Origin of the sequence: Enterococcus sp. AZ170, assembly GCF_050545135.1 — a bacterium.
In the GTDB taxonomy this organism is placed as follows: Bacteria; Bacillota; Bacilli; order Lactobacillales; family Enterococcaceae; genus Enterococcus_L; species Enterococcus_L ureilyticus.
Genome location: NZ_CP172947.1, coordinates 3,474,420 through 3,486,686, shown reverse-complemented (window position 1 = coordinate 3,486,686; position 12,267 = coordinate 3,474,420). Strand labels below are relative to the sequence as shown.

General features: G+C 31.7%; 15 protein-coding genes and 1 pseudogene. 2 read left to right on the top strand and 14 right to left on the bottom strand.

The window, feature by feature from the left end:
- The first annotated feature begins 487 nt into the window (after positions 1–487).
- Together IGJ55_RS16685 and IGJ55_RS16680 are read left to right on the top strand one after the other, a co-directional pair.
- Entirely contained in the window at positions 488–1,234 is a 747-nt protein-coding gene (locus tag IGJ55_RS16685) for an isocitrate lyase/PEP mutase family protein (protein WP_430606947.1), read from the top strand.
- Between the two features lie 95 nt (positions 1,235–1,329).
- On the top strand, positions 1,330–2,382 hold the full coding sequence (locus tag IGJ55_RS16680; RefSeq protein ID WP_430606945.1) for a bifunctional transcriptional activator/DNA repair enzyme AdaA: 1,053 nt from the start codon (positions 1,330–1,332) through the stop codon (positions 2,380–2,382).
- Positions 2,383–3,647: 1,265 nt separating this feature from the next.
- Here the strand turns inward: IGJ55_RS16680 and IGJ55_RS16675 are convergent.
- The 14 genes and pseudogenes from IGJ55_RS16675 to IGJ55_RS16610 all read right to left on the bottom strand — a co-directional run bounded on the left by IGJ55_RS16675 (position 3,648) and on the right by IGJ55_RS16610 (position 12,225).
- Positions 3,648–4,046: a hypothetical protein gene (locus IGJ55_RS16675; RefSeq protein ID WP_429951491.1), complete on the bottom strand. Its 399-nt coding sequence runs from the start codon at positions 4,044–4,046 to the stop codon at positions 3,648–3,650.
- Position 4,047: 1 nt separating this feature from the next.
- Positions 4,048–4,521, bottom strand: a complete 474-nt coding sequence (locus IGJ55_RS16670; protein WP_429951492.1) for a hypothetical protein — start codon at positions 4,519–4,521, stop codon at positions 4,048–4,050.
- Between the two features lie 73 nt (positions 4,522–4,594).
- A complete protein-coding gene (locus IGJ55_RS16665) occupies positions 4,595–5,134 on the bottom strand; it encodes a hypothetical protein (RefSeq protein WP_429951494.1) in 540 nt (179 codons plus the stop codon).
- Between the two features lie 501 nt (positions 5,135–5,635).
- A complete protein-coding gene (locus tag IGJ55_RS16660; RefSeq protein ID WP_207121726.1) occupies positions 5,636–6,373 on the bottom strand; it encodes a hypothetical protein in 738 nt (245 codons plus the stop codon).
- 263 nt (positions 6,374–6,636) lie between these two features.
- On the bottom strand, positions 6,637–7,251 hold the full coding sequence (locus tag IGJ55_RS16655; RefSeq protein WP_429951496.1) for a hypothetical protein: 615 nt from the start codon (positions 7,249–7,251) through the stop codon (positions 6,637–6,639).
- Positions 7,252–7,559: 308 nt separating this feature from the next.
- Positions 7,560–8,099, bottom strand: a complete 540-nt coding sequence (locus tag IGJ55_RS16650; protein ID WP_430606942.1) for a hypothetical protein — start codon at positions 8,097–8,099, stop codon at positions 7,560–7,562.
- On the bottom strand, positions 8,089–8,565 hold the full coding sequence (locus tag IGJ55_RS16645) for a hypothetical protein (protein WP_207121729.1): 477 nt from the start codon (positions 8,563–8,565) through the stop codon (positions 8,089–8,091). Before IGJ55_RS16645 ends, IGJ55_RS16650 begins: the two co-directional genes overlap by 11 nt.
- Positions 8,555–9,007 carry a hypothetical protein gene (locus tag IGJ55_RS16640; protein ID WP_207121730.1) on the bottom strand — a complete coding sequence of 151 codons (453 nt, stop codon included), beginning with the start codon at positions 9,005–9,007 and terminating at the stop codon, positions 8,555–8,557. Before IGJ55_RS16640 ends, IGJ55_RS16645 begins: the two co-directional genes overlap by 11 nt.
- A complete protein-coding gene (locus tag IGJ55_RS16635; RefSeq protein ID WP_207121731.1) occupies positions 8,997–9,623 on the bottom strand; it encodes a hypothetical protein in 627 nt (208 codons plus the stop codon). Before IGJ55_RS16635 ends, IGJ55_RS16640 begins: the two co-directional genes overlap by 11 nt.
- Positions 9,624–9,823: 200 nt before the next feature.
- Positions 9,824–10,177, bottom strand: coding sequence for a DUF6560 family protein (locus IGJ55_RS16630; RefSeq protein ID WP_429951502.1), 354 nt, complete (start codon positions 10,175–10,177; stop codon positions 9,824–9,826).
- 115 nt (positions 10,178–10,292) lie between these two features.
- Entirely contained in the window at positions 10,293–10,763 is a 471-nt protein-coding gene (locus tag IGJ55_RS16625; protein ID WP_207121733.1) for a hypothetical protein, read from the bottom strand.
- A 110-nt stretch (positions 10,764–10,873) separates the two neighbouring features.
- Positions 10,874–11,059, bottom strand: coding sequence for a hypothetical protein (locus tag IGJ55_RS16620; protein ID WP_242551070.1), 186 nt, complete (start codon positions 11,057–11,059; stop codon positions 10,874–10,876).
- 125 nt (positions 11,060–11,184) lie between these two features.
- Positions 11,185–11,805 (bottom strand): annotated as a pseudogene (locus IGJ55_RS16615) (FtsK/SpoIIIE domain-containing protein); the annotation flags it as partial.
- Positions 11,806–11,919: 114 nt separating this feature from the next.
- The gene (locus tag IGJ55_RS16610; RefSeq protein WP_430606936.1) at positions 11,920–12,225 is read right to left on the bottom strand and encodes a hypothetical protein; all 306 of its coding nucleotides are present in this window, start codon (positions 12,223–12,225) and stop codon (positions 11,920–11,922) included.
- Positions 12,226–12,267: the final 42 nt, after the last annotated feature.

Genomic DNA, 12,267 nt, shown 5'->3' with positions numbered 1-12,267 from the left:
ATAATCCAAACTTTCAACACAAAATTATCACAATTTCGCGATAATATATAGTCATACCAAACAAACAACCCTAACCAAACACTTTTTCATTTTTTAACTCCTTTTCCCACTCTTTCCCCGAAGAGTGGGTTATTTGTTGTGAATCACTGCGACTGGCTTTACCAGAGCAGATGATGAACAATACTTGGCGACCAAAGGGAGCGAAGTTACCATACAAGAGAATCACCAACAAGTTCTCACTTCACAAAAGTACAGAGAAGGATAACCAGAAAAGACCATAGCACGATAGGCTTTGCCAGAGCAGATGATGAGCAATACTTGGCGACCAAAGGGAGCGAAGTTACCATACAAGAGAATCACCAGTAAGTTATGACTTCAAGAAAATAAAGAGAAGGATCACTAGAAAAAAATTGATGTTCATTTTTCGAAAGAAGCATTGATCTATCCGCAGTAAACTAAAGATATAAAATGAAGGAGCGGATGATCAATGCTGGAAAATAAAGTAGAGCAATTTAGAAAAGCACATAAAAAAGACCAACCACTTGTTTTAATAAATTGCTGGAATGTGGCAAGTGCGACTGAACTAACAAAGAAAACAATCAAGTTGGTTCCAACTAGCAGCTATGCAATGTCTACTCATTATGGTTATCAAGATGGTGAAACAATGCCTTTTACAGAAATACTAGACTATATTAAACAAATGGACCCGATCACTAACTACATCACAGCAGATATCGAATCAGGATATGCCTCAACACTAACAGATCTAGCAGAGAATATAGAAGCGCTTATCAATATTGGTGTGGTTGGCATCAATATCGAGGACAAAAGACCAAATACAGAAGTTTTATATACAATTACCGAACAAAGTGAGCGATTAGATTCAATTAAGCAACAACTCAATACGATAAAAAAAGATCTATTTATTAATGTTCGAACGGATACCTATTTTACTGGAGATATCATTAAAAATAATCAAGATGAACAGGTGCTAAACCAAACGATCCATCGAATCAAAGCCTATGAAAAAACTGGAATTGATGGTATTTTTATACCAGGATTAAAAAATAAAGAACACATCAAAAAAATAGCAAATGAAACCACAGTACCACTCAATATCATGCTGGATATTCATGAGGATTCTATCGAAGAATATTTGAATACAGGAATTTCTAGAATCAGTTTTGGCCATCGATTTATCTACTTTATAATGAAAATACGAGCAAAAATTTAAACCATTTTTATACTGCACTAATTGCTGATATAACACAATACGAAGAACAAAAAAGCATCGAATTATTCAAAATAAAGTAGAAAGGGGAATGTCCAATGATCAGCGAAAAAGAAAAAAAAGACTATTATCAAGCGTTATTAGCAAAAGATTCAACCTATGACGGAATTTTCTTTGTGGGTATTAGTTCCACAGGTGTTTTTTGCCACGCAACGTGTCCCGCAAGAAAACCGAAGTATGAAAACTGTACATTTTACGAAACAGCAGAAGAGGCTCTTCTATCGGGTTATAGACCGTGCAAACGATGTAAACCGTTATCTTTTCCAAGAGAAATTCCGCCATTCGTTCAGAAAATGGTGGAGCTAGTGGAAGAAAATCCCGAAAAGCGTTGGAAAGACCAAGATTTCGCTGATTTAGGCATTCACTCAATGACTGCGAGAAGACAGTTTAAAAAAGTTTATGGCATGACATTTGTACAATATGCACGTTCAAGAAGAATGGGAATCGCCTTGAAATCAATCAAGAATGGTGAAAAACGAATCGACACGCAGCTAGATGCGGGGTATGATTCTCCCAGTGGCTTTTATGACGCTTTTTCAAAAATCATGGGAAGAAACCCGAAGCAATCACAAGAAATCAAGGTATTATCTGCTGATTGGATCGATACGATTCTCGGACCAATGATGAGCATTGCCGATGATGAATACCTGTACTTACTTGAGTTTGTCGATCGTTGTGGCTTGGAAAGAGAAATCGAACACCTCCGCAATCGGATGAATGCTTCGATCGTTCCAGGAAAAACGAAAATCAATGAACAGATCAAAAATGAATTAGCATTGTATTTTGAGAAGAAGCTGGATGAATTTCAAACACCCTATTTGTGTTTAGGTTCTGATTTTCAGAAAAGTGTTTGGCAAGCATTGACAGAAATTAAACGTGGTGAAACGTCTTCTTATAAAGAGCTAGCAGCGAAGATCGGTAGTCCGAAGGGCATGCGAGCGGTTGGGAATGCTAACGGCGCAAATCAGTTAGCAATCATTATTCCCTGTCATCGGGTGATTCAGACAGACGGGAGTCTAGGTGGCTATGGCGGCGGGGTAGAGCGGAAGAAATGGTTGTTGAAGCATGAGCGGGAGTATCTCATTAGATGAATGACCGTCTAAAAAGCTATATTTGAAACGTTTTTCTAAAATAGGTTGACGTAAAACGAAGATAAAAAACAATAGTAGAAAATAAAAGATTATGAAAGTAACTGATTCTATGTCAGTTACTTTCATAGTTTATTTTAGATTATCTAACAGACTTCCTTTTCCTATATACCAAATATAAACATGAATCTAATAGGAACATCAATCCAATAATACTCTCACTTACTTGAATTTTTTCACCAGTTTAGCGATAATTTTATTTTAAATTATATTAATTAGATAAAAAAGAAATTGCTTCATTCAATAGAACCATACTAGGAAGGCATTGGCTGGGGAGTTACTGACCAATTCGACATCTTCTGAACGGTTCTTGTTAATGGACGTGATTTTCCATCCTTTACTTGTTGTCCATAGTTCTGGTTGAACGATAAAAAAATGAGTAGGAGATTTTAGGATTTCAGTTGTTGCAGCTTTTTTTGTAATGCCTGTTCTGATTGGTGAGTAGTTGTTGGACAATATTTTTTTGTGAAGATGAGGGTTAAGGTTATTGTAAATAATATACCTGCTATTTTTTTGAAATCCTTCATTGTACCCCGTACTCCTTTTTTCTGTTTGAAGAGTCAATAATTCTTTGTGAATTTTTTAAACAACAGATAACGATAAGCTTAAAAATGCTAAGAAGCTTTTTCTATCTTCTTTAGATAATTATGTGTCGTAATAATGACAGATATACAAGAGAGAACTAAAAGAACGCCGATAATATCTAACACGATTGAATAGCTGTGACTTTTGATTTTAATTGAACTTATAAAGATAGTGGAAAGCAGCAAAAAACATGCTTTCCAATAGTTTGGATTTTTCCCTTGAGAATTTAATAAATAGAGACTCACTACACATTGCAATAGAATTAGTAGTAGGTATATTTTCATATCCATAGAGTGGCTATAATAAATAAACGCACTTTGTCCTGTGATGATTGTTCTTACTAAGATATATAATGTGGTGGCAATTTGAAAAAAAATGGTGTATCTGATTGTTTTTTCTAAATGATATCCTTTGATTGGATGTACAGACATGTTTGGCTCCTTGTTTTGCTTTATCAGAAAAATTGATAAAGTGATTTTTATTTGATGATTAGTTAGATTTTTTAACACCAGCTTTATAATGCACGATAATAATTTTTGAATCTATTGTCCTTTTTATAAAAATGTCCTTAAATGAACCTCTTGGCTTTCAAAAAATAAGTAAAAGTCCCATCATGTTCTGAATTATTTTCTCATCTCTAAATAAAACTGCCATAAAAAAACCATCAGAATGGCACCACTGATCGACAATAAGAGGATGTTGTACAATTCAAATGATTTACTTGAAACAAATACTAAAAATAAATAAGTAATGAACAACGCTACCCCAAGAAGAATGGTTAAGACTAGTAGGAGCCTCTTATAACTGGAACTGCTGAACCATTTTAGTTGCCGCTGTGCTTCTTGTCCTAGAAAATCTTCTCTAGCTGCCAATTTTTTGTGTATAGCTAAATTCACAGTATGGATAAAGTAAGGAAGAATTAAGAATAAGCTGATTAATCCGTAATATTTTATACGATTATTGATTAATAATGTAACGATAAACATAAAAAAGGTAGATAAGATTAATAAATGTTTTCTCATGTTAATGCTCCAATTCATTCAATTTTTGCTTATAAGCATCTGTATAAAACCAGAATAGAACGGAGGAAAATATTATTGAAGCTAAAGCGAGAATTATACAAATTAATTGCAAAGCAACGCTATTTTTTATAGCTAAAAAATAATAAGGACTCAGTATCTCTTTTGCTTTTAGATTTTGGATGAAAATGACAAATACTACGAAAATCGTAAAAATAGTAGTGAATAATTTACCAATTTTAAAAGAAAGTATTTCCTTATTAAAAATCTTCTTAATTATATTGAGGTGCTCAGTTTTATCTGCTATTTTTTTTGAAAATATATTAAAATGACCTATCATAATGGTGGACATTATGATATCAAAAAATAAAATAAGTATCATAAAAATAGAAAATAGACCAAAGTAAGGATCGTTATATAGGCAAATACCGGATAAAATAGTGAATAACCACCACTTGTTTTTTAGTTTGTTTATCATGAACTATAGCCTCCCAGCCAAAATTTAAAGTTGAAAAGTGTTACATCTAGATTTTTCGGATAACTAATACTCATTAGTGAGAGAGAGCTTTTTTCTCTAAAATCCCAGTAGTTAAATTTAACTTGAAATTAAACCTACTCCTGCCATATTGCTCTTCGTGATTGGTATTCCCTTCACAAACAAAGGCTATATAGAGAGGAAATTCTTGAAAATATAGTATCTCGTAGTCAACAGGTTTGTCTACAGCATATAAGAATTCACCTTCCAAATCTAAAGCAATGACATTTTTCCTTATCTTATTTAGCATAACTAAAAGTAAATTTTTTAAAGGAAAATACCCAACTTGTATTAGTTCATTAAATGTAAGAAACTTAGAAATTCCTTGGTATAACCAGTTGATTTCTCCAGTTTCAAGATTGTATTTCATTCTACAAGTTCCGTCTACTTCAAAATAATGTACAGAGGTTATTATAAAATTTTTGCCGACTTCAGCATAAATTAATTTGGATTCTTCATTATAAGAGGCAAAGAACACTTTATTTAGTTTGATGTCAATTTTTTCTCCATCCAAAGTCCAAGAGATAAGCTCATTATTGTATACTAAATTTTCCACGATAAATTTCCCCTTTAATAGAAGCTTTATTTTTATAATTTCAATTCGTTCTAGATCATCTATCTTTTGATTAACTTGAAAATTTATTCTTATTATGAAGCATTGTAAAGCTATTATTATCTAATAGTAGAAAATAAAGTATGAAACGGCTAGAATAACATCTTCCAGATTCGCCATACATTATTTAATACTTCATTTTGTTGATCAGTTAGCGTTTTTATGAAAGTTTGAAAACTAGATTCATTGGTATCGCTAATAGTATATATTTGATAAGCAGTTAACATGATTGCTAAAGAAAATAATAGTATGAATTAATTTTTATTGTTAGACATGTGTTTGTCCTTCTGTTATAAATTAATGCTAATTCTTCTTTGTGGGGTTTAATTTATCAAGATTTATTTCTTTCCACTACTTTATATGTTGGTTTGACAAATATTTAGTAATAATATAAATAAAAATAGTATAAAAGGTTTTGTACGTTTCCATTTACTCCTTCTGCTTTTATAACTCCGGAAATCTCCACTTTGTATAAAAAGTCGTTGCTAGACCAGGTAAAAAAAACAATATACCATAGCTTACTAATAGACCTAAAATGAAATTAAAAAGCCCATTCATAGGTACGTGACTGAAAAAGAGCATTGAAGGAAACACTATAGGCGTGAAAAATAGGAAAAGAAGATTTATGAAAGTCTCTCTAGACATTTTTTCATTCTGATTTACAAGATTTTCTTTTCTAGCTTTTCCTTTTTTTATATACGTGAAGATCGTAATGTATCCTGATGTTATCGGAATGATGAAACTAAGAAACCCCATTATTAGGATTAAATTAATTATATTGAGAGGAATAACCTCTAGAGTAAACTGTTTGTAGTGATTGTAGATATTTTGAAGATATAAAATGACTCCCATACAAAAAGCTAAACATGCAAAGAGAAAGAGAACGATAAGAAAAAGGATCGATTGAGCTTTTTCAAAATGTTTTCTTATTTTGTTTATACTAAAGAAGAGGCAAATGACAGAAACTACTATAAAAACAGTAGATATTATTTTAACAATACTAGGCACAAAACCTATGTATTCATTAAAGTAATGAGTTATACCAAAAACAAATAACGGACCCAGTAGTATCCAAAAATTAGTCAGTATTTTTAAGCTATCTGAATCATGTCGGCCAGATTTTATTGATAGTGTATATTCAAATAAATCTTCTTTTTTAAATTGTTTTAAATTAAGATTCATTTTGTTTCTCCATTTGTATGTAGTTTTTGATACTGATTGAGATGATTTACGTTATTCTACAAGAAAAGGGCGCTGACGGTGTTTTAGCTGGACATTGATCGTAATGAGTAAGGCACGCATACTTTAAGCTCCATACAGGTTGATAATGCTCCCTGACAAGTGATGAGAGTGACAGAACAAGTTCGCTATTCTGCTACCTTTATATTAAGTTTAACATAAAGAAAGAATGAAAATTATTTATAATCGAAAATATTGTTGGATATTTATTTATTAGATTCTTCAAGTCCATCTTTATAATCAATTATAATATTATTAACTTCTATTTTACTTAAATCTTCTCCGAAGTAGGAGTCCTTTTGGGGAGATAATTTAATGTTTTTAGACCCTAAAAAAATAGGTAAAATAGTCTTAGGAGAAATAATCTCATCATTTATTTTCTTGTAATTATAAGGATAATCTCCCTCATCCTCTCCATCAATTGTAGTTAAGTCTAAATGGTATTCGAAAGAAATATTTTCGATTTCCCTATCAGTATTATTCACCAAATACATTAATGTAATGAACATTTCATTTTGTTTATCATAAGTTCCACCATACATGATTGTGGAGATTGGTAAATCTTGGACCTCTATTTCTTTTTGATTAAATAGAAATTCTTCCATTTTTTTTGAATCTTTAACAAGTGCATCATCATATATTCTAGGAATAAAAAATTTATATTCTTTTAAATTAATTGTTTTACGCTCGGTATCCATAGAGCTCTCTTTAGCTTGATATTTTTCTAAAAGACTATCCCTTGTAGAGTCATTATTACTCTTAGTGTCTTGACAAGCAGTCAAGAGGACTAATCCACCTACTAAAAGAACTATTTTTTTCATTATTCCCCTCCATAGTTTCATTAGAATCAAAATACTTCGAACACGAACTCTATTTAATTTTAACATAAAGAGTGAACGTATATTTTCGTTTGAAAGAAAAAGTCAAAAGTTGCTCTAAAAAAATAGTTTCTAATTCTAAGAGGTAATAAGTAATTAATTTTTTTCAAAGCAACACCTCAATTAAAATTTTCATTTTACGAATAGTCTGTGAATTGGGTGTGGTATATTAATGATATATCTGACATAATTTGGTTGAAGTGAAAAACTGTGTAACTATCAGAAATGTAATAGTTACACAGTTTGTTATTCTATATGTCTAAGTTTGTTACTTTAGTTACCTTATTATTTTTTAGTTCTATAGATAGAGATTCATATCCTTTTTCTAATGTATCTCTCCATATCAATACAATTAGCCCATTTCCATCCTTTTTCATGCTGTCAGGCTCTCCAAGCTCGTTTATTACCTTATCAAATGAATCTTCTTCTGCTATTTTTTTAATCTTCTTATCATCAGGCATCGTTAAATCAGCACTGTTCATTTTGATAAACGATAATTCATTTTCTTCTGGAGAGTATATTAAATTCTGAATATAGTCTTTTGAAACAACTAAAATTTTAGAAACATTGTTATCCTCAGTTTCTTGGAAAGTATAATCATTTTTTTCAGCAAATCTTTTCAATGTTTCAGTATTGGATTTTTCACTTTTGGTGGAAACATCCATTGTCTTAAAAATGTCTGGGAAAGAGTTATATGTTTTCTTGTTGGAAGATACGAATAGCCATCCTCCGATAATAGCAACAAGGGCAACGCTAATTAAAGTAACAATAAAGTTTTTCTTATTTTTCAAAATTTTCTCCTTTTTTGCTATTGCCTATTTTATAAGTTACATAGATATATTCTTCCTGCTGTTGCTTCTTTTTTTCTTCGTATTCTATCCGAATAGCTTTCATATAAGCGTAGTGGCGAAACAACAAGATAATACCGCATAAAATGAGTATCAATTCTAAGTTTCCCCAAGTAAAGGAACTGTAGCTAGAAAAAATATTAGTAAAACCTGAAGCTAAACAGCAAACAAATATCCACCATGCAGTTGAGTTTTTTGGGAAATTTTTTTCTTTATTTACTAGCCAAAACATTACAATAGTTTGAATAACCGCACGAATAAGCATTCCGCTTACGAGTAGCCCATATAAATAGTATTGACTCCCAGCCCAAAATCCAAAAATAACATTAAATATAGTCATTATCACTTGGACAAAAAGAAGAATAGTCGCCATAGTATCTAGTTTATCTCCAGGATGTTTACTTTGCACTATTTTGTAGCTCCTTTACAGTTAATTCATCTGTATCATAGTTTATTTCGTTACAATAGTGAATGACTAATTGGTAGTTATCATAGCGATCATTTCCAAAGTCAATTAAATCTAGCCGCACATCATTCGGAAGAAGTTCTTCATAGCAGTTTTTGTTGGTTCTTAAAGCACCCGTGAAGTATTCCTTTCCAAATAAAGATAATGTAACCCCAAATTCAATTTCCTTGATTGTTTTTTCAGATTGTTTAAGTAGAGCATACTCTAATATCATATTTTCATTTTTAATAGTCATATTTCCAGTGATGATTACTAGTTCATTGGTAGGAAATTTGTCCTTATTTTGTTCTAGAAATTCTTTCCAAGCTATAATGTAATTTTTATCAATGGTCACTGTATCATATTCAGGTGTTTCTTGTAGGTATTTTGCCCATTTAATGTTCATTGGTGTTATCCACCTTCTCTCCATTTATTTCTAAATCTGTTATTTTAAAAGTGATATCTGGACCTTTATTTTCCATTAATAGATCTGCGGATTTTAAAGGAGCATCTCCAGAGAGCGCTAGTGTCAAAAAGTTTTTTGGCGCTAACTCAGCAAAATCATCTCCCTCTAAAGTAAGTTTTGTAGGCGATACCTCACCTATATTCTTAAACTTAGTAGTGACAGTTAGACTTATTTTCTTTATAGTTATATCCGAAGTGTTTATCATAAAAGTTCCCAATGTATAAAGTTCTTCTTCTGGAGAATAATGTAATCCGTATAATATAATATTTATTTTTTTAGATAAATCTATATCATTTTGTTTTTTTAGAAAATCAGATTCAAAAAAATTATTAGTTATAAATATCTGTTTCTCGTCTTTTTTTTGATTTTCTGTTAATAGGAGTTTGTACTCTCCAATTTGATAGCCATTATTTAGATAATCTTCTTGTTCCTTAGTAATCATTTCGTTGCTAGTACTAGCTGAAACATCGGTATCAGTGGTATTTTTACAACCGATAAAAAATATAGTAGTAAAAACTAATATAAGTACATAGCCTATTTTTTGTTTTAAATGCATGACACCATTCTTCCTTTCAAATTAAAGATCAGTATCTAAATCTATTAGGTCAACTTTTTTTCCAGATAGACCAATACCAATTAGCCCTGGGGTACCTATTTCTATTCCATCTGATGCTAAATTAGCTTTAATTTTGGCTGAAGATACCATCACCTGATAGTAAAGTGACTATTAGGTGATGGAGATACTATTGGGGTCAACTAAACTTTATATTCTATTTGTAAACCTTTTGATTTTAAATCTTTTATAAACAGAGAGTAGTTTGTCGTATAGCAATCAATAGTAATAATTTTTTTCCCACTTGAAAATAGTCTTAAATTTTTATGTGTATCTATTTCCACTTTTTCAATTTGACTAAAAGTAAGAGTCTTCCTTTTTTTTAATATAAATTGAATTGTTATCTCTTCCTCTGTCACATAGATTTTCCATCTGTTTGCACCGATTAACATTAGAAAACCACCAACAAGGAAAAATGTAGCAATACAAAAATGCCCAATAGTAACATTCCCTTGTTTAAAGAAAATCGAAGATCCGAAGAATAGTAATAATAACATTCCTGCTAAAATCCAGAGTTTACAGGCATTTTTAAAAAGGTTGAAATCCTCAATTCGTAGTTATTCATACATTCCCCTTTCCAAACAAAACGTAGTTTAAAATTGTTGAGACTGATTATTCTGATAGATGAGTAAGTAGAGTTCCTCTTTTTAAATTCGGCAGATAAATAACCTTTAGAGTGTCTCCTTTTTCAATAGGTTCTGAGGTATAGAATCTTAAACGAACTGTTTCTCCATTTTCCCCCGCAATTGTGACCACAGTTGGCTCTCTTCTGTTTCCGATACCTGCACGAGTTATTGCTGTCCCTTCAATTAATTGATAGTCTTCAGTAAGCACAGCAGGTAAATCTTTTAGTCCAGGCAAAATATAAGACCAAAATAGTATAACAGTAAAAATATTCCCAGTAATCTTAATAAAGATATCAACTTTTCCTTGATGTTTTTTTGTATATTCAAAATCTTCTTTTTTTACTTTAGTTAAATCAATAAAGCTTTCTCTAAAAATAGTTTTTTTTACGACCACAAATCCTGCAATAGAAAAAATGATAACTAAAGTGTAGATTAAAAATAAATAGGATTTAGACAAAACATTCCTCTCCTTATATAGTTATTTAATCCAAACAATTAAAAAGTGATCTGCATCTTTTGAGATAAACTTTCCTAATCTATGGTCATAGTACCTAGCCATTGCATAATTCAACTCACTAATTTCACCAGGTTGTAACCAGTAAAACCAAAGAGGTGGTTTGTCGGTGTGCCGAATAACGCTTGCCCAAACTCATCAAATCCATAGTTTTCAAGAGACTGTCCAGTGATCGTTAGTTGTCTTAACGGACTGCCTAAATCATCTAACAAGAAGTACTCTTCTTCATTCTTTGCCAATAAGTCATTATCCCATAACTACTGTTCTTTGTCTTCATTCACTTTTCGTTCTAAAAGATTGTTATACAGTTTCGTTAAAGCTAAAATATACTTAATTTGTTTCAGTGGTTCATTCTATTCGGTGTGATTCTCATCAAATCAACTTTATCCGCCACTTTCAAGGCAAGCTTGAATTTCGAGTTACTCCAGATTTGATCATTCACCACACCACTTGGTTTTTGCGTCGCAAGGATCAAGTGAATCCCCAATGAACGCCCAATACGAGCAGTGGAAACGAGTTCCTTCATAAACTCAGGCTGTTCTGATTTTAACTCGGCGAACTCATCTGAAATTAAGAAGAGGTGAGGCATCGGCTCTTCAACATCGCCGTTTTTATATAATTTTTGATACTGATTGATATGATTCACGTTATTCTCCGAGAAAAGGCGCTGACGGCGTTTTAGCTCGGCATTGATGGAAATCAAGGCACGCATACTTTGAGCGCCATCTAGGTTGGTAATACTCCCTAATAAGTGAGGGAGATTACGGAACAAGTTCGCCATACCCCCACCTTTGTAGTCAATCAGGAGGAAAGCCACATCGTAAGGATGGAAATTCACGGCTAAACTCAAAATATAACTCTGTACGATCTCTGATTTACCAGAACCTGTTGTCCCAGCGACTAAACCATGAGGTCCGTGGGCTTTTTCATGTAAGTTCAAGTAGACAATATCGTCTTTTCTACGTAAATCTAGTGCTACGGCTAATTTTTAATTAGCTGTATTCTGTTTAATACTAACAAAATAGGGAATAATATTAGGGAGATAAAAGAAAAAAGTAAAAAACTACTAAAAATAGTAATTTTTTACTTTGAAAGTGACTCAATGTTTAACTTTTTCTTTTTGTCTCAACTCTGTAATTTGGTGCTCCATTTTCGTCAAGGTTTGCGTAAAGTCATTATGAAAAATAGAGAAGATTTGTGAACAAGCATAATAGTTACTTGCGATTTTTTTCTTGTTTACTGGTCTTTGTTTATCACTAAAAAAATCATTTAGTAGATTCAGTGCATTTTGCCAAGAATTGAGTTGTTCTAAAAGGTCATGTAATGAGTAAATATCTTGGTGGCTAATACTTTTAATTGGTTGATTTCTGTCGTTTTTAATATCTAACTGTTTTATTGTATTCAATGTGATTCTCCTTCAAATTTTTTTGGAGAATTTCTTAAATGT

Bases quoted from the DNA above. Each gene is read 5' to 3' on its own strand.
- IGJ55_RS16685 (WP_430606947.1), top strand. From the start codon at position 488: ATGCTGGAAAATAAAGTAGAGCAATTTAGAAAAGCACATAAAAAAGAC.
- IGJ55_RS16680 (WP_430606945.1), top strand. From the start codon at position 1,330: ATGATCAGCGAAAAAGAAAAAAAAGACTATTATCAAGCGTTATTAGCA.
- IGJ55_RS16675 (WP_429951491.1), bottom strand. From the start codon at position 4,046: ATGAGAAAACATTTATTAATCTTATCTACCTTTTTTATGTTTATCGTT.
- IGJ55_RS16670 (WP_429951492.1), bottom strand. From the start codon at position 4,521: ATGATAAACAAACTAAAAAACAAGTGGTGGTTATTCACTATTTTATCC.
- IGJ55_RS16660 (WP_207121726.1), bottom strand. From the start codon at position 6,373: ATGAATCTTAATTTAAAACAATTTAAAAAAGAAGATTTATTTGAATAT.
- IGJ55_RS16655 (WP_429951496.1), bottom strand. From the start codon at position 7,251: ATGAAAAAAATAGTTCTTTTAGTAGGTGGATTAGTCCTCTTGACTGCT.
- IGJ55_RS16640 (WP_207121730.1), bottom strand. From the start codon at position 9,007: ATGAACATTAAATGGGCAAAATACCTACAAGAAACACCTGAATATGAT.
- IGJ55_RS16635 (WP_207121731.1), bottom strand. From the start codon at position 9,623: ATGCATTTAAAACAAAAAATAGGCTATGTACTTATATTAGTTTTTACT.
- IGJ55_RS16630 (WP_429951502.1), bottom strand. From the start codon at position 10,177: ATGTTATTATTACTATTCTTCGGATCTTCGATTTTCTTTAAACAAGGG.